The sequence below is a fragment of the Flavobacterium sp. WV_118_3 genome (assembly GCF_039778605.1).
Classification (GTDB): domain Bacteria; phylum Bacteroidota; class Bacteroidia; order Flavobacteriales; family Flavobacteriaceae; genus Flavobacterium.
This window is the reverse complement of record NZ_CP156060.1, coordinates 850,993-874,040: the sequence shown is the minus strand read 5'-3', so window position 1 is coordinate 874,040 and position 23,048 is coordinate 850,993. Positions and strand designations below refer to the sequence as shown.

Below are 23,048 nucleotides of genomic sequence, written 5' to 3'. Positions count from 1 at the left end.
ATAACTATTTTTGGTTTAGTTTGTTTAAAAAAGACCGCTTAACAGCAATGTCAGGCGGTTTTTTTATGCGATTTACATCCCTATCGGATTAAAAAATCCTTAAATTTGATAAAAACACAAATTATGAAAAAAATACTACTGGTTGCTATGGGACTAAGCACACTCCTAACCGGGTGTAAAACCAAAACCGAATCGAAAATAAACGAGTTGAAAATTGCTTTAGAACCGAAAAGTAATACCAAAACCGGAGGAACAGTAACCTTTACCGAAAAAGACGGCAAAGTAACTTTTACAGCTGCTGTTTCCGGATTAACACCAGGCGTACACGCCATCCATATCCATGAAAAAGCAGATTGTTCTTCTGCCGATGCCACTTCTGCCGGCGGACACTGGAATCCAACGTTTAAAAAACACGGTAAATGGGGCCAGGGAGAATACCATAAAGGTGATATCGGTAATTTTACAGCCGATGCGAAAGGAAATGGAAAAATCACACTTACCACAGACGAATGGTGTATCGGATGTGGCGATGCGACGAAAGACGTTCTTGGAAAAGCCATTATTGTTCATCAGGGAGCGGATGATTTCGTAACGCAACCAACTGGTAATGCCGGCGGACGTGTGGCTTGTACCGCAATTATCCGTTAAAAAAATAATCCGGAAGCCTTCTCAAATTTACAAAATGCTTCCGGATACTATTTTTTAAAAACTTATCGACATCATTGTTATCCGACAAATAAAAAAAGTAGCTTTGTGGAATAATTTCAGACAATGATTAACCCTTCAATTAACGGTTGGATAGATAAGTTTTTTATTAAGCAAGATCCTTTGCCGTTACCTGTTGTGGTATACCCCAAAGAATTCTATAACAGCGTTCGTAAAACCGGATTTATTTACGGCCATGTGGTCAATTTTGTGACCGACAAACCCATTGAAACCAAAGGCTGGACTTCGGAAGAACTGACCAAAGTTGCACTATTAAACAGTCTCTATGGTGTTTATGGTCTGATTACTCATGACTCCGATCCCAAGATATTTATCCAAAAAGCCATTGTTTTTTACAACCAGATGAATCCGGAAGGGTTTAACCTGCTCAAAAAGATGCTACCGAGTTCCATGCCGAGCAACGAACTGGAGAAAATGATCAGTGAGCGGGTACGTACCAACGATAACATCATCAGTAAAAACTTCTCCCATATCCTGACCAATGCCTTACTGTTTATGGACGTACTGGCCTTTCGTCAATACCTGTTACATGGGGAAATTCCGAACAATTATCTGAAAAAACTGGAAGAAACCATTGTAAACCTTGTGACTTTGGCGTTAAATACCAAAACCAACAAATCGAATTACGATGATTTACTGATCAAGTTGTTTGAATCTTCTGTGCGTTTTACCAAGTTTAACACCCTGAGTATTCAGGACATTCAAATGCTTGAGCTGGACTATTTCAGTTCGCCTCTGGAAAAAAACTATTTGTTGGATATTACCGGTATGGCGCTGTGGAGTGATGCCGTTCTCGAAGAATCGGAAACCCGGTTTATGTACAACCTCGCGGAACAATTACAAATCGATCGGGAATATGCGGTTGAAAGTATTTGTGCCATCGATGAATTCATTATGAAATACCAGAAGGAAATTCCGTATTTCCGTTATTCCAATCCGGTAAAGCATTTTTATGATCAGGCGACACAAAACGTAATTGTCCTGATTACACGCAATAAAAACCGTCTTTTAAAGGAGATCAGCGAAAGCGGAGAATTAATGGTATTACTGGCCAAATCGACGCACAAAGACCTGGATCCGAAGGAAAAGAAAAAAATGAAAAAGCAATTACTGGATATTTGTAAAACGATTCCATCACTAACAATTTTCCTTTTGCCAGGTGGTAGTTTACTTCTTCCCATCCTGATCAAATTTATTCCGAAATTATTACCTTCGGCTTTTAACGAAAATCTGGATATTGAATCCTAAAACCTATTAGACCTGACAGGTTTTGGAAACCTGTCAGGTGTTAGCAGAGTTGATCAAATAAAAAAAGGCTGTCTTCCGACAGCCTTTTCTATAAATCCAATTGGTATATTTCATCTAAGTCCTTATCGGAACTTAAATTGACTTTTAAATCGGTAATATAACCGGACCGTAACCCGTAAACCCAACCGTGCAAATGCAACTCCTGTTCCTCTTTCCAGGCCGCCTGTACAATGGAGGTTTTGGCCAGGTCATATACCTGTTCGGTTACATTTAATTCGACAAAACGGTTGAATTTATCATTTTCGTCGGGAATCGCATCGAGTTCTTTTTTATGGAGACGGTATACATCTTTAATATGTCGAATCCAATTGTCGATAATCCCGATCGAACTGTTGGTCATTGCGGCTTTAATGCCACCACAACCATAATGTCCGCATACAATAATATGTTTGACTTTTAGTGCGTTTACGGCATAGTCGAGTACGCTCAACATATTCATATCGGAATGGACGACCATATTGGCAATGTTCCGGTGTACAAATACTTCGCCCGGTTGCGCGCCAATAATTTCATTTGCCGGAACACGGCTGTCGGAACAACCGATCCATAATAATGGTGGTTTCTGACTTTGGGATAACCGAATAAAATAATCCGGATCGTCACTTAACTTCGATTCGACCCATTTTTCGTTATTCTCGATTAACTTTTTATAAAACTCACTCATTATGATCTGTATTTCCGGAAACGAATCCTTTTTTAGTCGTGTAAAACTTCTTTCATAAACTGAACTTCACCGGTTTCAATATCATAGTAGGCACCGGCAATTCCAATTTGTCCTGATTCGAAAAGTTCGCGTAATACGTCGCTTCTGTCCAAAATATCATCCATAGTATGGATTACGTTATGTTGTGCAACAGCACTTACCAAAGTCGGATCGGTTGGATCAACTCCAGGCATTTCGGCTTTTACTTCGTTAACCGAAACCTGTACTTTACTTAAAAGATTTGTCAGATGTCCTAATTCGGCACCCTGACACGCTCCTTTAATCGCCCCGCATTTGCTGTGTCCTAAAACAACGATTAGTTTGGTACCGGCCAGTTTACAAGCAAACTCCATACTTCCCAAAATATCGTCATTTAAAATATTTCCGGCGATTCTTGCACTGAAAATATCCCCTAATCCCTGATCAAAAATCAATTCGGCTGAAGTACGACTATCGATACAACTTAAAACGATTGCAAAAGGAAACTGACCGTCTTTCGTGTCATTTACCTGTTCCAATAAATTTCGGTTCACCTTTAAATTGTTTACAAATCGTGCGTTACCTTCTTTTAAAAACTGAAGTGCTTTTGCTGGTGTTACTGTAGCTTGTGTTTCTGCTGTATGTGCTTTCATTTTTATGATTTTTTGGAAGCGTAATGATTAGGCTCTCCTAAAAAGTAAGCTTTTAAATTGCTTTAAAATTACTCATTAATCCAGAAACCGCTCTAATTTTTCGCTTATTTATTATTAGTTACTTTTTTAATTTACTTATTTTGAATGTTCTACAAATACGTTCTTCTTATCCGAACGGGTATTTTCCAGTTCGTATACGTCTTTAAAACCGACCAAATGCACTTCTATATTGTCTTCTACAGCGCGGATGGCTTTAAACTCTTTGATCAAATCCTGTACGTCATGCGCGATATAAACCGTATCGGATGCATTAATGATCACTTTCGAGTTTTCCGGGATTTCGTTTAATGTATTTTTGATAGCGGCTTTGTTCAGGAACGAAACTTCCTGCGCCAGGTCGATATGAATGATATCGCCATCGTGGTATTCTTCCTTACGGAAATTGTAGGCTCTTTTATGATTTCCACGCAATACGGCAAATACACTGATTACAATTCCCAACAACACCCCTTTTAGAAGATCGGTAAAAACAACCCCTAATAAAGTCGCGATAAACGGAACGAATTGGTATTTTCCTTTATGCCAGAAATGCATGATTACTGCCGGTTTGGCCAATTTATAACCTACCAGTAATAAAACGGCCGCTAAAGTTGCCAAAGGAATTTTGTTTAATACAAACGGAATACTTACCACACTGATCAATAATAAAAATCCGTGGATAATCGACGACATTTTTGATTGTGCCCCCGCATTGGCATTGGCAGACGAACGTACCACTACCGATGTCATAGGCAAACCACCTAACAATGAACTTACCATGTTCCCTACCCCTTGTGCTTTTAATTCCACATTGGTGTTGGTGAATCGTTTGTGCACATCCATACGGTCGGCTGCTTCGATACACAATAAGGTTTCAATAGAAGCCACGATAGCGATTGTAAAGGCCACCATCCATACTTTCGGATTTGTAATAGCGGTAAAATCCGGTAGTACAATAATCTCTTTTACATCGTCAAAAGAAGACATCACCGGTAAGGCTACCAAATGCTCTTTTGCAATAGCCAGCGAACTCCCCGTTTGTAAAAATATCTCGTTGATTAAAATTCCCAGGATAACCGCCACTAATGCGCCCGGAACCAGTTTGATTCTTTTTAGGAAACCGATTTTATCCCAGGAGATCAAAATCGCCATCGATATAAGCGTAATGATCACTGAACCCATGTTGATATAATCCAGTGCGCCTAAAAGCGATGAAAACGTATTTCCGCCTTCCATTTGCACAAACGCCTGATCACCTTCAAAATCCCTGTCGTATCCAACAGCGTGCGGAATTTGTTTTAATATGATGATCACTCCGATACCGGCCAACATTCCTTCAATAACATTGGTTGGAAAATAGTTGGAAATACTTCCGGCTTTAATAAACCCTAAGATGATTTGGATTAATCCGGCCAGAAAAACGGCCAGTAAAAATACGTCGAACGCGTTCAGGTCGGTAATGGCTGTCAGTACAATAGCTGTTAACCCGGCAGCCGGACCCGAAACACTAATATGCGATTGGCTTAAATATCCCACAATGATACCCCCGACCACTCCGGCGATAATTCCTGAAAATAATGGTGCACCCGATGCCATGGCTATACCAAGACACAACGGTAACGCAACCAAAAATACTACTAAACCCGAAGCAAAGTCAGCCTTCAGGTTAGCAAAAAGATTGATTTTTTTTGTCATAACCGATAAAGTATAATACAATTAGATTGTAAGCGTGTAGAATACGCTTAAATAGCGAACATAAATGTTCCTGTAATTGAATTATACCTGTTCGGGAGGTGGAGAAAAGATTTCTCTAAAACGATTGTCGTGTTTCAGAGTGTTTTCGAAGGTAATAACCGCAGCGTTTTGCTTTGGAGCAAAGAAAACCGGATCCTGGAATTCGAATTTCAGCTGTGCTTTGGTTTCTTTGATTTCTTTTACCGTTTCTTCTTCAGAAAGGCTGTAAACCATAGACGTATCGGTATCGCTTTTCAGGAACCCAACAATGGTAGGAGTTGCCAGAAAAGTGATAAACAGAAATAATACTATTTTTACCAATACTTTCATGCCGCGAACTTACAAAAAAAATGATGTAAAAAAAGTTAAGTGAAAAACAATTAATATTTCTTTAATACTTTTTCACTTAACTTTTAAATTTTTATGAATTTTCAGTCTTTTAAATTTCTTCTTCCAACCAGGCTTTCATCATCCACATAGTTTTTTCCTGCTCTTTAATAAAGTCACTCATCATAGAGTTGGTTCCTTCGTCATCAATTTCGGCCGATTGACTCAGGATTACTCGTTCAATTTTTAACAGGTCGGTTAACGAAGCAATAATCAAATGAACGGCTTCTTCGTCGTTGGAAATATTGCGACCAACTGGCAGTTTGTTATTTTTAATATAATCGTCGAAAGTATGCAGCGGCGTTGCTCCTAAGGTTAGCACCCGTTCCGCAATCAAATCTACTTTTAACTGTGCATCGTTGTATAATTCTTCAAACTTCACATGTAAATCAAAAAAGCGCTTTCCTCTGATATTCCAGTGCAAACCTCTCAGATTTTGGTAATACACCTGAAAATTGGCTAATAAAATGTTTAATTCGGCTACTAAAACTTTTGTTTCTTTAACGGGTAATCCAAGGCTGTTCGTTTTCATATTACTTTTGTTTAAAGATTATACTACAAATTTAACCAAAAATTAGGCGTCAGAACTATAATTAATATTGATACTTTTTATAATTTTATCGAAAATTTCTATAAAAATGACCATCACACAATTATACTACGTATTAGCCGTAGCCGAACATAAGAATTTTACGCTAGCTGCCGAAAAATGTTTTGTAACCCAACCAACATTGAGTATGCAGATCCAGAAACTGGAAGACGAGTTGGAAGTGCTGATATTCGACCGGAGTAAAAAGCCGATACAACTCACCGAAATAGGCCAGAAAATCGTTTCCCAGGCCAAAAACATTGTTAACGAATCCGATCGGATCAAAGACATTGTCGACCAGCAAAAAGGATTTATTGGTGGTGAATTTAAAGTAGGGATTATTCCAACGGTTATGCCGACCCTATTACCGATGTTCCTGACCAATTTTGTTAATCGCTATCCGAAAGTAAATCTGATCATCGAAGAACACAACACAGAAGAAATTATCAAGCGCTTAAAAAACGGTCATCTGGACGTTGCTATCGCGGCAACACCATTGGAAGAAGACAATTTAAAAGAAATCGTATTGTATTACGAACCGTTTGTAGCTTATATTCCGGAAAACAACCGAAACTTTGATAAGACCGAAATTGCCATCAACGATCTGGATCTCGATTCTATTTTGTTGTTACAGGACGGCCATTGTTTCCGCGATGGTATTCTGAACCTATGCAAAAACAAAGGAAATTTTACCGATACTAAATTCCACATTGAAAGCGGTAGTTTTGAAACCCTGATCAAACTGGCCGACGAAGGATTGGGTACTACCCTGCTTCCGTATTTACATACACTGGATTTAAAAGAAAAAGACAAATTAAAATTACGTCATTTTAAAGAGCCGCGTCCGGCACGTGAAGTAAGTCTTATTTTTCCGAAAAGCGAGCTAAAAAGCCATATTATAGAAGCGCTGCGCAGTACGATCGCCGGTGTCGTTAAAGGTGCTATTGCCTTTCACAACGTCGAGATTATAAGTCCGCTTAAAAACAAAAAAGGAGTCTACTAACAGACTCCTTTTTTTTCATTGATTAACGTATATAAGACATTGTTTTAACTCGGGCTTGCCTACGGTATAATGTAATAACCAATCTCGTAACTGGTCGATTTCGTAAGGTAATAAGTTTTTTAGGGCTTTTTCTAACTCTTTACAAAATAACTTTGGGTCAAAGCTTACTCTTTCTAAAATAGATTTGGTGTAAGTAAACATAGCTCTTGGCATAATCTACAAGCATTAATGGGTTAATTCAAGGGTAAGAACGTAACTACTCTCGTAAATCTACAAAACGAAAGCCTATTTATTAGGCAAACGCACAAATTGTTATTTTAGTATAACCAATTCAAAAATTTAACATTTTGTAGCTCTCAACATTTCTCGTTTCCCCGGTGGCCCTGGTAATTTTTCAGTTTTAAATCCTGCTTCCTGAAGCGCTCTTTTGATAGGACCTCTGCAGGCGTAGGTTACCAGCGTTCCTTTTTCCTGTAGCGCATCAAACATGATTTTAAAAATCTCCGTTGTCCAGAGTTCCGGTTGTACATGAAATCCGAATGCATCAAAGTAAATCAAATTAAATCGGTTTTTGTAATCTATTTCGTTAAAGTATTGTTGCCTTTTTGTTAAAGTGAAATACGGCGACAGTACAGTTGGCGTCTCCCAGGGACAATTATGCATCGTTTCGAAAACCGACTCATGTGCTGTGGCATCCAAAGCCGAAACGTAATTCATATGCTCCCGCTCTTCCCGGCTAATCGGAAATGCTTCCACACCTACATAATCGATATGCTGTTGTTTCTTTTCCGCCTCCAGATAGGTTATAAACGCATTTAATCCGGTTCCGAAGCCGATCTCTAAAACAGCAACGGACTGTTCTTCAAAAAGCGACAGTCCGTTTGCTATAAATACATGTTTTGCTTCCTGTATCGCTCCAAATTTTGAATGATACGTTTCGTCCCAACCTTCAATATAAATCGTGGTTGATCCGTCTGCTGTTTGTATTACTTTACGATTCAAATTATTTAATATACAGTTTTTTAATTCTCGGAATTGGTCCACCGCATTTTGATTCATGACAACGTACGCAGGCATCCACTCCGTTATTAAAATGCATTTTGGCATTATCCGGATCGGCATAGATCTGTTTTTGTGCCTCAATAAATTTTTTAGCCTGCTCTTTAAAGAAAGCATCGTTTTCACTTTCGTCGGTCATTACCGCCTGGTGAATTTTCAGAAAGTGCTCCGGGAAATTCCCTACGGCTTCCCCGTTTTTAATCCGGTCTTTTAAACGCTGATTATCTACATACATCTGTTCCATCAAAGCAGCCATTTCGGACATTTCATACATTTTGAAATCTTTCTTTTCCGATTGTGCCGCCGGTTCGGGCCTGGCATCCGCTTCTTTCCGGTTACAGGAGATTACCAATAGCATAGCTCCGGAAATCCATGCCAAAAACAACATTCTTTTCATTACTTACTAATTAAAACGCCATCGGCCATAAAAGCATACGTAACTTTTGGTTGTTTGATACTGTCGATTTCCGCCTGCGATTTCCCGCCGTCTTTGGCATAATGTTTCAATTGTTCCACACTTTCGATATTTACAAAAGCTTTACCATTTACAATAGCTTCCTGGTTGGTCGCATTCATCGGGACAAAAAAGGCGTAATCTTTAAACTTTACAAAAGATTCTTTACCATCGGTCAGATCCAGTGTCATCCAACAACCTTTTTTCTGGCAAACATCTTTAATATTCGATTTGAATTTCAGGTTTAAAGTATCTCCTTCTTTCAGATCTTTGAATTTTGCCAGCATGGCTTCTTTGGTAATCACGCCATCGGCTGTAATACTATCACCAAAAACAGCATATTCGGTTTTGTTTTCGGCTATTTTGGTGTCCTCTTGTTTTTTAGAATTACAACTGGCCAATGTGATCAGAACAGCTGCTAAAAAAATACTTTTCTTCATATATCGTTAGGATTGGTTATTTTGATTATCAAGGTCTTAAACAATCTCCGTTAACTAGGCTAATTTGTCCTAATTTAAGACCTTCCAAAGAAACAAATTTATATTGAATATGCATAATTCTAATTTATTTTTTCGCTAATCCCGATTAATTCGGAGGAATTGCATTCAAAAAGTAATAATTCAAAAAAAAATTAATAGTTCCATATTTAATTACATTATTTTTAATCTTACTTTATTAAAAGTGCTTTTTTTAATTAAATTTGCAGCGACACAACAATTTTTTTATCAATTTAAAAATTATGTTTTATTGTTGGCCATCAACAATTTAGCCGGTTTTTAAAATTAATCGATTAAATGGAATTAAAAACAACAACTGACATTAGAATTATCAAAGCCGATAGCAGCAAAATCAACAGTGTTGATTTTGAGAACCTGACTTTCGGAAATATTTTTACCGACCATATGCTGATTTGTGATTATAATGATGGTAAATGGGACCAACCGGTTATTATGCCGTATGAACCGTTTACGCTGGATCCATCAGCAAAAGTTTTCCATTACGGACAGGCGATTTTCGAAGGAATGAAAGCCTATAAAGACGAGCATGACGATGTTTGGTTGTTCCGTCCGGATCAGAACTTTGACCGTTTTAACAAATCGGCCGTTCGTCTTGCGATGCCGGAAGTTCCGGAAGACGTTTTCTTAGGTGGTTTACACAAATTACTTGAAATCGAAAAAGAATGGGTTAAAAAAGGATTTGGAAATGCCTTATACATCCGTCCTTTTATGATTGCAACCGGATCGGGTGTTGTAGCAGCTCCTTCTACACAATATCGTTTTACCATTATCCTTTCGCCGGCAAAATCCTATTATTCCGGAGAAGTAAAAGTAGTGATCGCCGAGCATTTTAGCCGTGCGGCAAACGGAGGAATCGGAGCAGCAAAAGCTGCCGGTAATTATTCCGGACAATTCTATCCGACCAAACTGGCCAACGAGCAAGGTTTCCAACAGATTATCTGGACCGATGATGCGACGCATACCAAACTGGAAGAAGCCGGAACGATGAACGTATTTTTCAGAATCAACGACACCTTATATACAGCACCAACCAGCGAACGCATTCTGGACGGTGTAACCCGTAAGAGTATTATTGAGTTAGCAACCAAAGAAGGTATCGACGTACAGGTTCGTCCGGTATTGGTTGACGAGGTCGTAGAAGCCGCTGAAAACGGAACGCTACAGGAAATATTTGGAGCGGGAACAGCTGCGGTAGTGAACCCAATCGTAGGATTCTCGTATAAAGAAACCTATTATGAACTTCCGAAACCGGAAAATTCGTTTGCTACTTTTATCAAACAACAGTTAACCGGAATTCAGTACAAGCAAATTGAAGACACTTTTGGATGGACCGTAAAGATCTAATTCCAAAATAACCGATATAAAAATCCCGAAGAAAAACTTCGGGATTTTTTTATTTTAATATGGTTTCGAAATTCGGCTTAAAATAGTTGGGGCCTTTCATAACCTTTCCATCTTCCCGGTAAATCGGTTTTCCGTCTTCGCCCAATTTACTCATATTACTCCGTTGGATTTCATCAAAAACTTCCTCTATTTTATGTTGCAATCCATGTTCCAGAATCGTACCACATAAAATATAAAGCATATCCCCTAAAGCATCGGCAATTTCGACCAGATCGTTATTTTGCACCGCTTCCAGATATTCCTCATTTTCTTCTTTCATCAGATTATAACGCAATAGGTTAACCTGTTCGCCCAAGTCGGCTTTAGGAAACGAACTTACTCCCAGTCCGAAAGATTCATGGAACTCCTGAACAGCCTGTAATTGTTTTTTCATATTCTTTAATTTTACGGTCTAAAATAGAAAATCTCCGGGCAAAACGCTAATTTTGCGTAAAATTAAAAATCATGTTTACATCAGGTCAACTTTATTTTGCTTTATTCTTTATTATCGTATTTGTAACCGCTATGATTTATGTATACCGAAAAGACCTGTCACTCCATAAATTACATTACAAAGGATCCCTTTGGATACTACTGGCCTTTTTTGCTTTTATAGGAATTTTATTTATAATTAAACTGTTTTTGAAAGAATAATTGTTATAACTTTGGACAACTAAATGAAATTTTTTTTAATGCTATGCGCGTAGTTAAATACATATTTCTTTTATTACTCTTAGCTGCTGTTGCACTAACGGTTTACATTGCTACTCAAACCGGTTCATTCGATGTACAACGAAGCAAAGTGATTCAGGCAACACCCGTGGCTTTGTTCAATTATGTAGACGACTACAAAAATTGGGACGACTGGGGTCCCTGGAAAGAGGACGATCCTACAATCCGTAACAATTATAGCGACAAAACACAGGGAGCCGGTGCTTCTTTTTCCTGGACTGGTAAAGATGGAACCGGTAAGATGGAAACTATTAAAACCATTGGTACCGACAGCATTCAACAAAAAATATACTTTGATCAAAGCGAAACTCCTTCTGATGTTTATTGGGTTTTTACTCCGGTAAAGGGCGGTACTAAAGTAACCTGGGGAATGAAAGGAAACATGAATTTTATGATGAAAGCCTTTTCCATTCTTAGTGGCGGTTCCGACAGAATGTTAGGCCCGATGTTCGAAAAAGGATTGGAAAATATCGATAACATCCTGGTAAAAGAATTACAATTATACAATATTAAGATCAACGGACTGGTAAAAAAAGCCGGTACCTATTATATTAAACAATCGGCTACCTGTAAAATTCCGGAATTACCCGCATTAATGGGTTCCATGTTTACGAATCTGAACAAATTCACGAAAGACAATAATATATCGGTAAGCGGAAGTGCTTTTGCAATTTATAACAAATACGACACTACTTCCAACATAGTCGAGTTTTCGGTTTGTATTCCGGTAAAAGAAGAAATATTTACGGCACAGGGAAGTGATATTGCCGCTGGTGAATTAATCCCTTACTTAGCCTTAAAAACAACGCTTACCGGCGACTATTCCCATAGTAAAGAAGCCTGGGATAAATCCTATGCTGAGATTGTAAAAAACAAATGGATGGAAGATCCGAACGGGAAATATCTGGAAGTTTATAAAACAGGGCCTTTACAAAGCCGCAAACCGTCTGAATGGGTAACCGAAATCTTTATCCCGATTACGGCAAAGCCAAAACCGGTAGCTCCCATTGTACCAGTAACTTCTACAGACAAACCGGTACCACCACCAACAGCGAAACCAATCGAATAAAACATAAAAAAGTCCCTAAAGGGACTTTTTTATTTATATATGTTGATCAATTATTTTTCTTTTGCTAATAAATAACGAACCACGGTTTCGGCGGCATGCAAACCAAACAATGCCGGCATCCAGCTATTTGTTCCGAAAAACGATTTTTTAAAATTCTGTCCGTCTGTCATTTTCAAACTGCTCTCATCCGGTTTTTCTGTAGAAAACACCGCCTTAACGCCAGTAGAAATACCTTCTTTCTTTAAACGTTTGCGGATGGTTTTTGCCAACGGACAAACATCGGTTTTACTGATATCCTTTACCACAATCTTACTCGCTAGCAATTTACCTCCGGCTCCCATATTACTGATAATCTTGACTTTTTTACGTTTTGCAGCCAGAATCAGGTTTAATTTAGGTGTAATACTATCGATACAATCCAATACATAGTCAAACTCCGGTGTGATTAGTTCAAAAGCTCGTTCCGGCGACAGGAATTCCTCGATACGGGTTAACTCCAATTCCGGGTTAATATCCATCAAACGATCGCCTACAATTTTCACCTTAGGTTGTCCCACGGTCGAATGTAACGCGGGTAACTGTCGGTTGATGTTGGTAATATCCACGGTATCACCGTCCACTATTGTCATTTTCCCTACACCTGCTCTTGCAATAAATTCTGCCGCAAACGATCCGACACCACCCATTCCAACAATCAATACGTTTGCATTTTTTAATTTTTCGAGTCCTTCTTTTTTAAACAGCAATTCTGCTCGCTCTGTCCATTCAGCCATTTATTTTTTATTTATTGTTATCAAATACATTTTTAAAATTTTGCATCACCATTGCCTCAATGGCGCCACTTTTAATCGAAGCGGCTTTTTCATACACCTGAAAAATCGTCTCCTCCACCATATCCGTTTCCAGAAAAAAACGATCGTCCGGCACGGCTTTAAACACCGATTCCAGTTCGGGATTTCGCAACAGGTATTTCCCAAAAGAAAGATAAAACCCGTTATCCAAAAGCGATCGGGCCACCTGATAATTTTTAGAAAAACCGTGGATGATCATCGGTACTTCCACTTTCATTTGTTTTTTAACAGCGATGACTTCCTGATAGGCCGCCACGCAATGTAAAATGACCGGTTTTGGATTGTGTTCCAGCAATTCCAATTGGCGTTCGAAAACCGAAAGCTGTTTGTTGATATCCGTTTCAATCCGCTTATCCAGTCCGCATTCGCCTAGCGCCAAACAATTGGCCTCTTTTAGTTTTTCCGAAATGATACGCAAGTCATCCTCCAATCGATCTGCCTGCGCATACCACGGATGGATCCCAATGGAATAAAACGCCACGGATGGATCCAATTCGTTTGGATACTGATTTACAATTTCCAAAACACCCGGATCACCGGACGCTTTATGCGTATGCAGATTATACAACATTATTTATGAAACGCTTTAACACCGGCACGGATTTCTACTTTCAAATCATTGGCCTGCGGCGGTATCGGACAGGAATAACCTTCATTATACGCACAATACGGATTGTAGGCTTTGTTAAAATCGATCGTTATACTATCGCCATCCGGAATTTCCAGATCGATATAACGACCACCGCCATAACTATCCACACCACTGGTAAGATCGGTAAAAGGCAGGAACAGGTATTTTTTATACTTTTCCATTTTGGCCAATTCCAGGTTACGGTATACATTTAGTTTATAATCTTTACTATCGATTTTAAATGACAACTCGCCATATTTCACATACAATGGTTTTCGCGTCCCGGTAGTAGGCATTGTAAATGGTTTTTCGTCTGTTGACTTTACCAAACGTGCGGTTACACAATACTTTAAATCCACCGGAAAGAAATCCAGCGTTTTAAAACTTTTACGGTCTTTTTCTTTTAATGGCGATTCCTCTGCATTGGCAAACTCGGAATTGATCTTTTTCTGAAAAGCCGTAACAGATTCCAAATCGCATTGCGAAAAGCCCGTTAGCGGAAATGTCATTCCCAATAACAGATAGAATATTTTTTTCATCATAATCGGTATCAGGCTGTATGCGAAACAGCTGCTGCAAAAATAATCAAAAATCCCACGCCCGAAACCACTGCTATTATTTCATTATTAATTTACCTCATTTCCCGTTTACGACATTAAATAGTTTGTAAATTTGGCATTTAGAACCGTATATGCTACAAAAAGTTTTCTCCAACTACATCAATAATTTCAGAGGATTTTCGCGTGAAATCTGGATCCTGACCCTGATTACCTTTATTAACAGGGCGGGAACAATGGTACTCCCCTTTTTATCGAAATACCTGAAAGAAGACCTTCACTTTGACTACCATCAGGTGGGCTGGATCATGGTGAGTTTTGGTTGCGGTTCGATGATCGGTTCCTGGCTGGGCGGAAAACTATCGGACAAAATAGGCTTTTACCGCATTATGGTTTTTAGCCTGTTCACCAGTGGCATCCTGTTTATCAGCCTCCAATTTGTAACCAGTTTTACCGGACTATGCCTCGCGATGTTTTCGATTATGATCATTGCAGATATGTTTCGACCGGCTATGTTTGTATCTTTAAATACCTATGCACGCCCGGAAAACCGAACCCGCGCGCTGACACTTGTCCGACTCGCTGTAAACCTCGGATTTGCTGCCGGACCAGCTATGGGTGGTTTGATCATTATGGGAATGGGCTATAAAGGACTTTTTTGGGTTGACGGTATTTCCTGTATTACTGCCATCGTTTTGTTCCGCTTGTTGGTAAAAGAGAAAAAAAGAGAAAAAACCACCAGTCATTTCAACGATACGGAACCGGTAAAATCCGTATTCAGCGACAAACCCTTTTGGTTGTTTCTGTTTATCAGTTTTGCTACCGCAATGGTATTCTTTCAATTTTTCAGTACGCTACCTTTATACCATAACGAGCAATACGGACTCACGGAATTCCAAACCGGTTTACTAATGTCGATAAACGGCTTTTTGATATTCCTTTTTGAAATGCCGATCGTAGGTTATTTCGAGCGTAAAAAAGTGGCTAAAATCAAGCTGATCTTTTTTGGAGCTTTATTTATCACCTTCGGCTTCTATGCCCTGTTATTAAAAGGATGGGTAGGTATACTGGTGATTAATCTGGTCTTGATCACTTTTGGCGAAATGTTTGCGTTCCCGTTTTCCAACTCCTTCGCGATGAGTCGCGCTCCAAAAGGACATGAAGGCCGTTATATGGCTTTATACACGATGAGTTTTAGTCTTGCGCATGTAATGAGTTCTAAAACCGGTATGGAAATTATTTCCCGTTACAACTATACCGTTAACTGGATTTTTATGGGAACTTTTGCCGCGACTGCTGCTTTTGCGACTATCTGGCTGTTAAAAATCGTAAAATCAGAAAACGACTAACACACTAAAAACAAGACTTTTAGCGTTATTTCTTTCGACTACCTGAATAAAAAAACTATTTTTTTAGTTAATCAACTATTTTTTTAGTTGCAAAACTAAATTTATAGTTATATCTTTGTTTCAACCAATCGGAAATCCTATCCGATTATTATAGAAAATGAGTATCATGCAGAAATTAACAAACAAAGAAGAAGAAGTAATGCAAATTTTATGGACGCTTGAAAAAGCATTTGTAAAAGAAGTGTTGGCCGAAATCAAAGACGATCAGCCGCATTACAACACCTTGTCGACCATTATCCGGAATCTGGAGGAAAAAGGCTACGTGTCTCATAAGGCATTTGGCAATACGCACCAGTATTTTCCGATCGTAAAAAAAGAGGATTACCGCAAGAGTTTTATGAACAATGCGATCGAAAACTACTTTAACAATTCGTATAAAAGTATGGTTTCCTTTTTTGCCAAAGAAGAAAAAATCAGCGCAGATGAACTTCGCGAAATATTAGACATGATCGAAAAAAAATAGGCCTTTATGGAAGCATTTGGTATATACATTCTAAAAGTTACGGCGTTAATAACCGTTTTTTTTCTGGCGTATCATTTCTTTTTACGAAAAGAAACATTTTTTAATGCCAATCGCGGTTATCTGATAGCCGGTTTGTTTACGTCCGCTTTACTTCCACTGATCTCATATACAAAAATTATTTGGGTAGAACGGACTCCAATTGCTTCTATTACCTATGCCGACGGTACGTCACAAATTCAAATGGCAGTACCAGTGCCAGCCGATACCGGTTTTCAAATCGACTACCACTATCTGTTTAGTATTTTATATAGCATCGGTATTATTTTGTTTTGTATCCGTTTTCTGTCCGAATACCGATCGCTTCGAAAAATACTGAAAAAACCGAAAGCCGTAACCCATAATAATTTTCATTTTATCGATACCGAAAAAGTCCAATCACCTTTTTCGTTCTTTAACTATATTGTTTACAATTCCAAATTATTACAACAGGACGAGTTGTCCGACATTATCGAACACGAAAAGATTCACAGCCGACAGAAACACTCACTCGACATGATGATCGCGCAGGTATTTTGTATCTTTTTCTGGTTCAATCCGATCATGTGGATTTACAAAAAAGCCATTGCACAAAATCTGGAATTTATAGCCGATGCCGAAGCTACAAAAGTTGTAGACGACATTAAAGCCTATCAGAAGACCTTAGTAAAAGTAACAATGCAAACCCAATGCATTGCCATCACCAATCATTTTTATCAATCATTAATCAAAAAACGAATCGTTATGTTAAACACCAATCAGTCCCGAAAAAGGAACCTGTGGAAGTACCTAATCATCCTTCCGCTACTGGCCTTTTTTATCCTGCAGTTCCAGGTAAAGATCCTGGCACAGGAAAAACAAACAACAGCTACTTTACAACCTAACAACGCTCCCTTTGCACCCGGAGACGACATTACTGTAATTGTAGACAAAAACACCAGTGATGAACAATTAAAAAAGAATGTCGCGTTACTTAAAAACGAATACGGTGTTACACTAAAGTATTCCAAAGTAAAACGCAACAAAGCCGGTGAAATCATTCGTATTAAAATCGAATACAAAGACAAAGAAGGCAATACCGGTATCACACAAACGGAAAGTGACGAACCGATCAGCCCCATTCGTTTTATCAAAAAAACCGATCGTAACGGTAAAATCAAAATCGGTTTTAACTCAGAAGCAAAACAACAATCCTATGCCAGAAACGGAAAAACCCGTATCAGTACAACCATTAAAGACGAAAGCACCGATGAACAATCTGAAAGCGACACCTCGTTTGGTGATTATATCAGCAACTTTATAAGTCCACCCTCACCGCCAAGCCCGCCTAGTCCGCCTAGCCCACCATCAGGCCCAGGATCGGCACCGGTTCCTCCTGTTGCTCCGGCAGCACCAGTAGCGCCAGGTGTAAAATCTTCCTCCTCATCGGTGATCATTAAAAACGGAAAAGTAACAACCGTTTCCCGAAACGGAAATACTGTTTATCTCAATGGAAATGAAATAATAAATGCGGATGATCTTAAAATAGACACCAAAGAAATTACCCGTAAGGCATTGGAAGACGCTCGTATAGCCATCGAAAAAGCCCGTCCGGAAATTGACCGTGCCCGTGTGGAAGCCTTAAAAAGCCAGGAACTGGCCATGAAAGATCATGAAATTGCTATGAGAGCACATGAGGAAGCCATGAAAGGTTTGGAAAAAGCAATGAAATCACAGGAAATCGCTCAAAAAGAACGTGAAAAAGCCATGAAAGCCCGTGAAGCAGCTATGAAAGACCGCGCTAAAGCGCTGGAATCGGCACGAAAAGATCGCGAAAAAGCGATGAAAGAACGCGAAAAAGCAATGAAGGAACGCGCAATTGAAAGAGAGCGCGAACTTCGTGACAGCGAATAAAAAAAGAGTCACAAATGTGGCTCTTTTTTTTTCTATCTTTATCAAAACCAAAGGAATATGTTTAAAATACTGGCCCGACTTAACAAACTGCTTTTACCGAGCTACAGCAAACAAAACCTTGATCTTTCCAAAGCAAGCGCTTTTCAGAAGCTAATTATCGCCTGGCGGTATTATGTAACCACCCGAGCCTTAAACTAGTACTGAAGCGCTGCAAATCGCTCGTAGCCGGCAATTTTATCTCCTCCATTCAGAAAAGTCAGTTCCATCAGGAAATTGACCTGTACAATTTCGCCGCCCAGTTTTTCCACCAGCTCGCAAACGGCTTTAATCGTTCCGCCGGTTGCCAATACGTCGTCATGAATGACAACCCTATCCCCTTTTTGGATGGCATCGGCATGAATTTCCAGTGTATCGGTACCGTATTCCAGCGTATACGAAGCCGAAACCGTATCGAATGGTAGCTTTCCGGCTTTGCGAACCGGCACAAAACCCGCCTGTAATTCGTGCGCCAATAAAGTTGCAAAGAAAAAACCACGACTTTCCACTCCGATTACCTTGTCGATTTTTTTATTTTTCAGGTTTTCGATTAAAATTTGGAGGCATTCATTCGTTGCTTCCGGGCTCATCAACAAAGGAGTGATATCTTTAAACAAAATTCCTTTTTTAGGAAAATCCTGAATATCACGCACATACTCTTTTAGACTCATTTTTTTTTAAATTTTATTGCGATTTTGTTTGCAAGTTACACATTTACCCCTATATTTGCACCCGTAAAAACAACTAAGGCCTCGTGGCGCAACTGAATAGCGCATCTGATTACGGCTCAGAAGGTTACAGGTTTGAATCCTGTCGAGGTCACAACATCAGCTCATCTTTATGATGAGCTTTTTTTTTATTCAAATCAAACTTTTGTTGTGAAATAATGAGTATTTTGCAATTTTTATAATTCATTTATTCACATTTTTTATAAATTTATAAAGTTTTAACACCCATCCCAAAGGCAACTCCAATGAATCTGGATAAAAAAATTACAATTCTCATCAGTTGGTTTTTATCAAGACCAAAAACGACTGGGATATTGGTCTTTACACTCCTGTTTTTAGTTTCGAATTTAATTCTTTTTTTACGCTATCAAATTATAAAAGAAAGCGAGCAACGTGAAATGAGCAGCATCCTAAATGTGGTGCATCAAAACATCGAGCAATCGCTAAAAAACAGCCATATCAGTACGCTGACATTGGCCATGACCATTGACGACAATGGTAACCCAAGTAATTTTGACGAAATCGGTAAACAACTCGTAGACTCCAATCCGAATATTGATGCGGTAGAATTGGTTCCAAACGGAGTAATCAAATATGTTTATCCATTAAAAGGCAACGAACCGGTAATTAATTACAATATTCTGGATTCCGAAAAAGCAAGCCGATGGGCGATGAAAGCCATCAAAAACCGAAAAATATATTATGTTGGTCCACTGGAATTAAAACAAGGCGGTCTAGGCATCGTAGGCTGGTTCCCGGTATTCAAATCGAATAAATTCTGGGGATTCTGTTCTGTTGTCATCAAATTCAATACTTTTTTGGAGACGTCCGGAATTAAAACTTTTTCGACCGACAAATATTATTTTCAGTTTTCCAAAACCGATCCGGAAACCGGAAAAGAAGAATTTTTCCTTCCCAACAAAAAGAATTTTACCAATAAAACCCATTTAACCGTTTCATTCCCAGATGGCGACTGGAAGCTATATCTGATAACTACGAACAACTATTATCTGATCAAACAATTAATCCCGATTGCTATTTTAGCGATTGTATTGTCCCTGATTTGCGGTTTGTTTACCACGAGTTTATTAAAACGTCCGTCCGAATTACAACGTTTGGTACATTCGCAGGCACTTCGTTTAATGAAGAGCGAAATTAAATTCAAATCCATTTTCGAACAGGCCGCCATTGGAATTGCGCATATCGATTCCAATTCCGGTACTTTTATAGAAGCCAACGAACGGTTTTGTCAGATGCTTGGTTATGAAACCAACGAAATCAGCAAAATGGATTATATGATGATTACGCATCCGAACGACCTGGAAAACGATTTCAAAAAAATGCGTCTTTTAAAAAGAGGGGTTATCCGTGAATTCGGACTTGAAAAGCGTTTCTTCCACAAAGACGGCAATATCGTTTGGGCCAGCGTAACGATTACCCCGCTATGGTCGGTAGGTGAAAAACCAACATCGCACATCGGAATTATCGAAGACATAACCGATAAGAAAGAGGCCCAGGATCGTATCAAGAGAAGCGAAAAACGTTTTAAAAGTTTATTCAACAACTCACCGATTCCGTTGTGGGAAGAAGATTTCTCGGAAGTCAAAAAATACCTGACCGAATTAGGTCTGATAGATATGCCGAGAGAAGAAGTTGAAGCTTATCTGAAAAACAACATCGACGTAATCCGCAAATGTTTATCATTAGTAAAAGTGATAGACGTCAACAACATGTGTCTTACGCTACATTCGGTAAAAGACAAAAACATCCTAAAAGGCAAACTCAGTACGATTTTTGACGACGAATCCATTCCGATTTTCTCGAAACAACTTATCGCCATTACGCAACGACAAAATCATATTACCGGTGATTCTCAGATCAAATTCATGGACAACCAATACAAACACATCCATTTCCGTTGGAGTGTGGTTCCGGAATATGAAAAAACACTGGAACGCGTATTGGTTTCAACCGAAGACATTACAGAGCGTAAAAACTCCGAAGAAGTCATTTTAAAATCACAGCAGAAGATCGAATCTTTGATCAACACCATTGACGGTATTGTTTGGGAAGGCGATCCGAGTACCTTTGATTTCACCTTTATCAGCCGAAAAGTAGAAGACATCCTTGGTTATACACCGGAAGAATGGTTGGAAACGCCGTCTTTCTGGATCAACCATGTACATCCCGACGACAAAGAATGGGTTATCGCCTTTATGTCGCGTTACACCTACGAAAAAAGACAACACGATTTCGAATACCGTATGATCCGTAAAGACGGCGAAATCGTATGGCTACGCGATATTGTAAGTGTGGTAGTCGAAAACGATAAAGCCGTAAACCTGCGTGGTATTATGATCGACATTACAAAAGCCAAAATGGCAGAAATCGAACTCAACAACACACTACATCTGGTAACCGAACAAAACAAACGCCTCCTAAATTTCTCGTATATCGTTTCGCACAACCTGCGTTCACATACCAGTAACATCCAATCGATTTCAAACCTGATCGAATCGGCCGATACCGACGAAGAACGCGACGAAATGATCCAATTGCTAAAATCGGTTTCCTCGGTACTAAACGAAACGATGAACAACCTAAACGAGGTGGTAACCATCCAGACCAATATCAATCTGATTATAGAACCTTTAAATTTAAAAAAATATATTAACAAGACGCTGGACGTACTTCGGGAGCAATTACTGAAAAACGATGTGATCATCCATAATGATGTCAACAAAGACATCGAAGTCAAATACAATCCTGCTTATTTAGAAAGTATATTACTTAACTTTATATCGAATGCTATTCGATACGGACATGCCGACAGACAAACCGTAATTGATCTGAAATCCTACCAGGAAGACGGTAAAACCGTATTGGAAATTTCCGACAACGGAATTGGAATTGATCTGGAAAAAAATGGAGAAAAACTATTCGGAATGTACAAAACATTCACCAATCATGCTGATGCAAGAGGAATAGGATTATTCATTTCAAAAAACCAGATTGATGCGATGGGAGGAAAAATAGTCGTTAAAAGTACATTAGACGAAGGAACAACTTTTAAAATATATTTCAGATGAACGCCCCAAAAAGTATCTGTATAATTGATGATGACCCCATTTATCAATTAATTACAAAGAAAATAATTGAGAAAAGTCAATTATTTAGTCAGATTCTGAGTTACAAAAATGGAAAAGTTGCTATTGACTCACTAAAAGCCATTCAAAGCGCCGAGGAATTTCCCGATGTTATCCTACTCGACATCGATATGCCGGAAATGGACGGCTGGGCTTTTATGAATGAGTTACAACGGATAGATTTCGGGTTTGGAAAAAAGCCCGCAATCTACATAGCCAGTTCCTCCATTGCTAACGAAGACCGCGAAAAAGCAAACAGTTTTCCCGAGATTGTAGGCTATTTATGTAAGCCAATCGATCGGGATATACTCGAACGAATTCACTTAGAAAACCCCAAAGACTAGCCCATGAACAAAAACCTACTTACATAAATACCAAATTTTTGAATGACCCACAGCGATTTTATATTTAATACCCCTTTTACCAACCAGCTTTTTTCCGAAAGCGAAATCAAATACAAAGAATTCGAAGAATGCACTTTTACCGGTTGCGATTTTAGCAATTGTAATTTTTCAGGTGTTGTTTTTACCGATTGTATTTTTTACAACTGCAATTTTAAGGAAGCGCAAATCAATTATGTCGGTTTGCGGAATGCTGTTTTTAACCACTGCGATTTTACCGATGTAAATTTTGCCATGACCGATCAGCTGTTATTTGAATTTCACTTTAATGATTGTGTTCTGGATTACGCCAAATTTTATGCTTTAAAGCTCAAAAAAATGACGTTTACCAATTGCAGTATGATCGCAGTTGATTTTATGGCGACCAATTTAACAGAAGTTTTATTCGACAACTGTAACCTGCATCAGGCTGTTTTTACCGACGCTATTGCCGAAAAGGCCGATTTCCTGACCAGCTACAATTTTACCATCGACCCGGAAAAAACCAAACTGCGCAAAGCGCAGTTTTCGAAAGAAGGATTAAAAGGATTATTACAAAAATATGAAATCATTGTCCGGTAA

Annotated in this window: 27 protein-coding genes and 1 tRNA gene; 14 read left to right on the top strand and 14 right to left on the bottom strand. The window is 38.9% G+C overall.

The window, feature by feature from the left end; genetic code table 11:
- Nucleotides 1–123: 123 nt before the first annotated feature.
- Entirely contained in the window at nucleotides 124–648 is a 525-nt protein-coding gene (locus tag ABFU83_RS04105) for a superoxide dismutase family protein (RefSeq protein ID WP_347069170.1), read from the top strand.
- 123 nt (nucleotides 649–771) lie between these two features.
- Complete coding sequence (locus tag ABFU83_RS04100) at nucleotides 772–1,974, top strand: LETM1-related biofilm-associated protein (protein ID WP_347069169.1); 1,203 nt, start codon at nucleotides 772–774, stop codon at nucleotides 1,972–1,974.
- A gap of 88 nt (nucleotides 1,975–2,062) precedes the next feature.
- Here the strand turns inward: ABFU83_RS04100 and can are convergent, their stop codons facing one another.
- The 5 genes from can to ABFU83_RS04075 all read right to left on the bottom strand — a co-directional run bounded on the left by can (nucleotide 2,063) and on the right by ABFU83_RS04075 (nucleotide 6,061).
- A complete protein-coding gene (gene can / locus ABFU83_RS04095) occupies nucleotides 2,063–2,698 on the bottom strand; it encodes a carbonate dehydratase (protein ID WP_136401908.1) in 636 nt (211 codons plus the stop codon).
- A gap of 32 nt (nucleotides 2,699–2,730) precedes the next feature.
- The gene (locus ABFU83_RS04090) at nucleotides 2,731–3,369 is read right to left on the bottom strand and encodes a carbonic anhydrase (RefSeq protein WP_347069168.1); all 639 of its coding nucleotides are present in this window, start codon (nucleotides 3,367–3,369) and stop codon (nucleotides 2,731–2,733) included.
- A gap of 135 nt (nucleotides 3,370–3,504) precedes the next feature.
- Nucleotides 3,505–5,103, bottom strand: a complete 1,599-nt coding sequence (locus ABFU83_RS04085; protein ID WP_347069166.1) for a SulP family inorganic anion transporter — start codon at nucleotides 5,101–5,103, stop codon at nucleotides 3,505–3,507.
- A gap of 81 nt (nucleotides 5,104–5,184) precedes the next feature.
- On the bottom strand, nucleotides 5,185–5,472 hold the full coding sequence (locus ABFU83_RS04080) for a hypothetical protein (RefSeq protein ID WP_347069165.1): 288 nt from the start codon (nucleotides 5,470–5,472) through the stop codon (nucleotides 5,185–5,187).
- A 109-nt stretch (nucleotides 5,473–5,581) separates the two neighbouring features.
- The gene (locus ABFU83_RS04075) at nucleotides 5,582–6,061 is read right to left on the bottom strand and encodes a Dps family protein (RefSeq protein WP_136401912.1); all 480 of its coding nucleotides are present in this window, start codon (nucleotides 6,059–6,061) and stop codon (nucleotides 5,582–5,584) included.
- Nucleotides 6,062–6,167: 106 nt separating this feature from the next.
- On the opposite strand from ABFU83_RS04075, the gene ABFU83_RS04070 reads away from it, so the two are divergent.
- Complete coding sequence (locus tag ABFU83_RS04070) at nucleotides 6,168–7,121, top strand: LysR substrate-binding domain-containing protein (RefSeq protein WP_347069164.1); 954 nt, start codon at nucleotides 6,168–6,170, stop codon at nucleotides 7,119–7,121.
- A gap of 15 nt (nucleotides 7,122–7,136) precedes the next feature.
- On the opposite strand, the gene ABFU83_RS04065 is transcribed toward ABFU83_RS04070, so the two are convergent.
- The 4 genes from ABFU83_RS04065 to ABFU83_RS04050 all read right to left on the bottom strand — a co-directional run bounded on the left by ABFU83_RS04065 (nucleotide 7,137) and on the right by ABFU83_RS04050 (nucleotide 9,074).
- The gene (locus ABFU83_RS04065; RefSeq protein WP_347069162.1) at nucleotides 7,137–7,334 is read right to left on the bottom strand and encodes a hypothetical protein; all 198 of its coding nucleotides are present in this window, start codon (nucleotides 7,332–7,334) and stop codon (nucleotides 7,137–7,139) included.
- Between the two features lie 126 nt (nucleotides 7,335–7,460).
- Entirely contained in the window at nucleotides 7,461–8,123 is a 663-nt protein-coding gene (gene mnmD, locus ABFU83_RS04060; RefSeq protein WP_347069161.1) for a tRNA (5-methylaminomethyl-2-thiouridine)(34)-methyltransferase MnmD, read from the bottom strand.
- Between the two features lies 1 nt (nucleotide 8,124).
- Nucleotides 8,125–8,577 (bottom strand): hypothetical protein, encoded by a 453-nt coding sequence (locus tag ABFU83_RS04055; RefSeq protein ID WP_347069159.1) that lies wholly within the window; start codon nucleotides 8,575–8,577, stop codon nucleotides 8,125–8,127.
- Nucleotides 8,577–9,074: a DUF4920 domain-containing protein gene (locus tag ABFU83_RS04050; protein ID WP_347069157.1), complete on the bottom strand. Its 498-nt coding sequence runs from the start codon at nucleotides 9,072–9,074 to the stop codon at nucleotides 8,577–8,579. Before ABFU83_RS04050 ends, ABFU83_RS04055 begins: the two co-directional genes overlap by 1 nt.
- A 354-nt stretch (nucleotides 9,075–9,428) precedes the next feature.
- On the opposite strand from ABFU83_RS04050, the gene ABFU83_RS04045 reads away from it, so the two are divergent.
- Nucleotides 9,429–10,496, top strand: a complete 1,068-nt coding sequence (locus ABFU83_RS04045) for a branched-chain amino acid aminotransferase (protein ID WP_347069156.1) — start codon at nucleotides 9,429–9,431, stop codon at nucleotides 10,494–10,496.
- Between the two features lie 49 nt (nucleotides 10,497–10,545).
- Here ABFU83_RS04045 and ABFU83_RS04040 read toward each other — a convergent pair whose 3' ends face one another.
- Nucleotides 10,546–10,929 (bottom strand): nucleoside triphosphate pyrophosphohydrolase family protein, encoded by a 384-nt coding sequence (locus tag ABFU83_RS04040; RefSeq protein WP_347069154.1) that lies wholly within the window; start codon nucleotides 10,927–10,929, stop codon nucleotides 10,546–10,548.
- Between the two features lie 71 nt (nucleotides 10,930–11,000).
- On the opposite strand from ABFU83_RS04040, the gene ABFU83_RS04035 reads away from it, so the two are divergent.
- Nucleotides 11,001–11,189 carry a hypothetical protein gene (locus tag ABFU83_RS04035; protein ID WP_347069153.1) on the top strand — a complete coding sequence of 63 codons (189 nt, stop codon included), beginning with the start codon at nucleotides 11,001–11,003 and terminating at the stop codon, nucleotides 11,187–11,189.
- Between the two features lie 43 nt (nucleotides 11,190–11,232).
- Nucleotides 11,233–12,336, top strand: a complete 1,104-nt coding sequence (locus ABFU83_RS04030) for a GyrI-like domain-containing protein (protein ID WP_347069152.1) — start codon at nucleotides 11,233–11,235, stop codon at nucleotides 12,334–12,336.
- A 50-nt stretch (nucleotides 12,337–12,386) separates the two neighbouring features.
- On the opposite strand, the gene ABFU83_RS04025 is transcribed toward ABFU83_RS04030, so the two are convergent.
- From ABFU83_RS04025 to ABFU83_RS04015, 3 genes are read right to left on the bottom strand one after another with little or no spacing between them, the layout of a single operon-like run.
- Nucleotides 12,387–13,109, bottom strand: coding sequence for a tRNA threonylcarbamoyladenosine dehydratase (locus ABFU83_RS04025; protein ID WP_347069150.1), 723 nt, complete (start codon nucleotides 13,107–13,109; stop codon nucleotides 12,387–12,389).
- Nucleotides 13,110–13,116: 7 nt separating this feature from the next.
- Complete coding sequence (locus ABFU83_RS04020) at nucleotides 13,117–13,758, bottom strand: TatD family hydrolase (protein WP_347069149.1); 642 nt, start codon at nucleotides 13,756–13,758, stop codon at nucleotides 13,117–13,119.
- Nucleotides 13,758–14,360 carry a DUF1684 domain-containing protein gene (locus tag ABFU83_RS04015; RefSeq protein ID WP_347069147.1) on the bottom strand — a complete coding sequence of 201 codons (603 nt, stop codon included), beginning with the start codon at nucleotides 14,358–14,360 and terminating at the stop codon, nucleotides 13,758–13,760. The genes ABFU83_RS04020 and ABFU83_RS04015 overlap by 1 nt, the downstream gene beginning before the upstream one ends.
- A 149-nt stretch (nucleotides 14,361–14,509) precedes the next feature.
- Between ABFU83_RS04015 and ABFU83_RS04010 the strand changes: the two genes are divergently transcribed.
- The 4 genes from ABFU83_RS04010 to ABFU83_RS03995 all read left to right on the top strand — a co-directional run bounded on the left by ABFU83_RS04010 (nucleotide 14,510) and on the right by ABFU83_RS03995 (nucleotide 18,374).
- The gene (locus ABFU83_RS04010) at nucleotides 14,510–15,724 is read left to right on the top strand and encodes an MFS transporter (protein ID WP_347069145.1); all 1,215 of its coding nucleotides are present in this window, start codon (nucleotides 14,510–14,512) and stop codon (nucleotides 15,722–15,724) included.
- Between the two features lie 166 nt (nucleotides 15,725–15,890).
- Nucleotides 15,891–16,247 (top strand): BlaI/MecI/CopY family transcriptional regulator, encoded by a 357-nt coding sequence (locus tag ABFU83_RS04005; RefSeq protein ID WP_136401925.1) that lies wholly within the window; start codon nucleotides 15,891–15,893, stop codon nucleotides 16,245–16,247.
- A 6-nt stretch (nucleotides 16,248–16,253) separates the two neighbouring features.
- Nucleotides 16,254–18,176: a M56 family metallopeptidase gene (locus ABFU83_RS04000; RefSeq protein WP_347069143.1), complete on the top strand. Its 1,923-nt coding sequence runs from the start codon at nucleotides 16,254–16,256 to the stop codon at nucleotides 18,174–18,176.
- Between the two features lie 57 nt (nucleotides 18,177–18,233).
- Complete coding sequence (locus tag ABFU83_RS03995) at nucleotides 18,234–18,374, top strand: SsrA-binding protein (protein WP_347069141.1); 141 nt, start codon at nucleotides 18,234–18,236, stop codon at nucleotides 18,372–18,374.
- Here the strand turns inward: ABFU83_RS03995 and ABFU83_RS03990 are convergent.
- Complete coding sequence (locus ABFU83_RS03990; RefSeq protein ID WP_347069139.1) at nucleotides 18,371–18,883, bottom strand: adenine phosphoribosyltransferase; 513 nt, start codon at nucleotides 18,881–18,883, stop codon at nucleotides 18,371–18,373. The two genes, ABFU83_RS03995 and ABFU83_RS03990, sit on opposite strands and share 4 nt — an antisense overlap.
- A 77-nt stretch (nucleotides 18,884–18,960) precedes the next feature.
- Here ABFU83_RS03990 and ABFU83_RS03985 point away from each other — a divergent pair.
- The 4 genes from ABFU83_RS03985 to ABFU83_RS03970 all read left to right on the top strand — a co-directional run bounded on the left by ABFU83_RS03985 (nucleotide 18,961) and on the right by ABFU83_RS03970 (nucleotide 23,048).
- Nucleotides 18,961–19,034: transfer RNA gene (locus ABFU83_RS03985), tRNA-Arg, on the top strand.
- A gap of 151 nt (nucleotides 19,035–19,185) precedes the next feature.
- The gene (locus ABFU83_RS03980; RefSeq protein WP_347069137.1) at nucleotides 19,186–22,029 is read left to right on the top strand and encodes a PAS domain S-box protein; all 2,844 of its coding nucleotides are present in this window, start codon (nucleotides 19,186–19,188) and stop codon (nucleotides 22,027–22,029) included.
- Nucleotides 22,026–22,430: a response regulator gene (locus tag ABFU83_RS03975; protein WP_300490824.1), complete on the top strand. Its 405-nt coding sequence runs from the start codon at nucleotides 22,026–22,028 to the stop codon at nucleotides 22,428–22,430. The genes ABFU83_RS03980 and ABFU83_RS03975 overlap by 4 nt, the downstream gene beginning before the upstream one ends.
- Before the next feature lie 42 nt (nucleotides 22,431–22,472).
- Entirely contained in the window at nucleotides 22,473–23,048 is a 576-nt protein-coding gene (locus ABFU83_RS03970) for a pentapeptide repeat-containing protein (RefSeq protein WP_347069135.1), read from the top strand.

What these genes read in the sequence shown, in the direction of transcription:
- ABFU83_RS04055 (WP_347069159.1), bottom strand. Translation starts at nt 8,577, where the DNA reads ATGAAAAGAATGTTGTTTTTGGCATGGATTTCCGGAGCTATGCTATTG.
- ABFU83_RS04020 (WP_347069149.1), bottom strand. Translation starts at nt 13,758, where the DNA reads ATGTTGTATAATCTGCATACGCATAAAGCGTCCGGTGATCCGGGTGTT.
- ABFU83_RS03970 (WP_347069135.1), top strand. Translation starts at nt 22,473, where the DNA reads ATGACCCACAGCGATTTTATATTTAATACCCCTTTTACCAACCAGCTT.
- ABFU83_RS04105 (WP_347069170.1), top strand. Translation starts at nt 124, where the DNA reads ATGAAAAAAATACTACTGGTTGCTATGGGACTAAGCACACTCCTAACC.
- ABFU83_RS04100 (WP_347069169.1), top strand. Translation starts at nt 772, where the DNA reads ATGATTAACCCTTCAATTAACGGTTGGATAGATAAGTTTTTTATTAAG.
- ABFU83_RS04010 (WP_347069145.1), top strand. Translation starts at nt 14,510, where the DNA reads ATGCTACAAAAAGTTTTCTCCAACTACATCAATAATTTCAGAGGATTT.
- ABFU83_RS03980 (WP_347069137.1), top strand. Translation starts at nt 19,186, where the DNA reads ATGAATCTGGATAAAAAAATTACAATTCTCATCAGTTGGTTTTTATCA.
- ABFU83_RS03995 (WP_347069141.1), top strand. Translation starts at nt 18,234, where the DNA reads ATGTTTAAAATACTGGCCCGACTTAACAAACTGCTTTTACCGAGCTAC.
- ABFU83_RS04070 (WP_347069164.1), top strand. Translation starts at nt 6,168, where the DNA reads ATGACCATCACACAATTATACTACGTATTAGCCGTAGCCGAACATAAG.
- ABFU83_RS03975 (WP_300490824.1), top strand. Translation starts at nt 22,026, where the DNA reads ATGAACGCCCCAAAAAGTATCTGTATAATTGATGATGACCCCATTTAT.
- ABFU83_RS03990 (WP_347069139.1), bottom strand. Translation starts at nt 18,883, where the DNA reads ATGAGTCTAAAAGAGTATGTGCGTGATATTCAGGATTTTCCTAAAAAA.
- ABFU83_RS04040 (WP_347069154.1), bottom strand. Translation starts at nt 10,929, where the DNA reads ATGAAAAAACAATTACAGGCTGTTCAGGAGTTCCATGAATCTTTCGGA.
- ABFU83_RS04030 (WP_347069152.1), top strand. Translation starts at nt 11,233, where the DNA reads ATGCGCGTAGTTAAATACATATTTCTTTTATTACTCTTAGCTGCTGTT.
- ABFU83_RS04065 (WP_347069162.1), bottom strand. Translation starts at nt 7,334, where the DNA reads ATGCCAAGAGCTATGTTTACTTACACCAAATCTATTTTAGAAAGAGTA.
- can (WP_136401908.1), bottom strand. Translation starts at nt 2,698, where the DNA reads ATGAGTGAGTTTTATAAAAAGTTAATCGAGAATAACGAAAAATGGGTC.
- ABFU83_RS04075 (WP_136401912.1), bottom strand. Translation starts at nt 6,061, where the DNA reads ATGAAAACGAACAGCCTTGGATTACCCGTTAAAGAAACAAAAGTTTTA.
- ABFU83_RS04015 (WP_347069147.1), bottom strand. Translation starts at nt 14,360, where the DNA reads ATGATGAAAAAAATATTCTATCTGTTATTGGGAATGACATTTCCGCTA.
- ABFU83_RS04090 (WP_347069168.1), bottom strand. Translation starts at nt 3,369, where the DNA reads ATGAAAGCACATACAGCAGAAACACAAGCTACAGTAACACCAGCAAAA.
- ABFU83_RS04005 (WP_136401925.1), top strand. Translation starts at nt 15,891, where the DNA reads ATGCAGAAATTAACAAACAAAGAAGAAGAAGTAATGCAAATTTTATGG.
- ABFU83_RS04050 (WP_347069157.1), bottom strand. Translation starts at nt 9,074, where the DNA reads ATGAAGAAAAGTATTTTTTTAGCAGCTGTTCTGATCACATTGGCCAGT.
- ABFU83_RS04045 (WP_347069156.1), top strand. Translation starts at nt 9,429, where the DNA reads ATGGAATTAAAAACAACAACTGACATTAGAATTATCAAAGCCGATAGC.
- ABFU83_RS04085 (WP_347069166.1), bottom strand. Translation starts at nt 5,103, where the DNA reads ATGACAAAAAAAATCAATCTTTTTGCTAACCTGAAGGCTGACTTTGCT.
- ABFU83_RS04025 (WP_347069150.1), bottom strand. Translation starts at nt 13,109, where the DNA reads ATGGCTGAATGGACAGAGCGAGCAGAATTGCTGTTTAAAAAAGAAGGA.
- ABFU83_RS04000 (WP_347069143.1), top strand. Translation starts at nt 16,254, where the DNA reads ATGGAAGCATTTGGTATATACATTCTAAAAGTTACGGCGTTAATAACC.
- ABFU83_RS04035 (WP_347069153.1), top strand. Translation starts at nt 11,001, where the DNA reads ATGTTTACATCAGGTCAACTTTATTTTGCTTTATTCTTTATTATCGTA.
- ABFU83_RS04080 (WP_347069165.1), bottom strand. Translation starts at nt 5,472, where the DNA reads ATGAAAGTATTGGTAAAAATAGTATTATTTCTGTTTATCACTTTTCTG.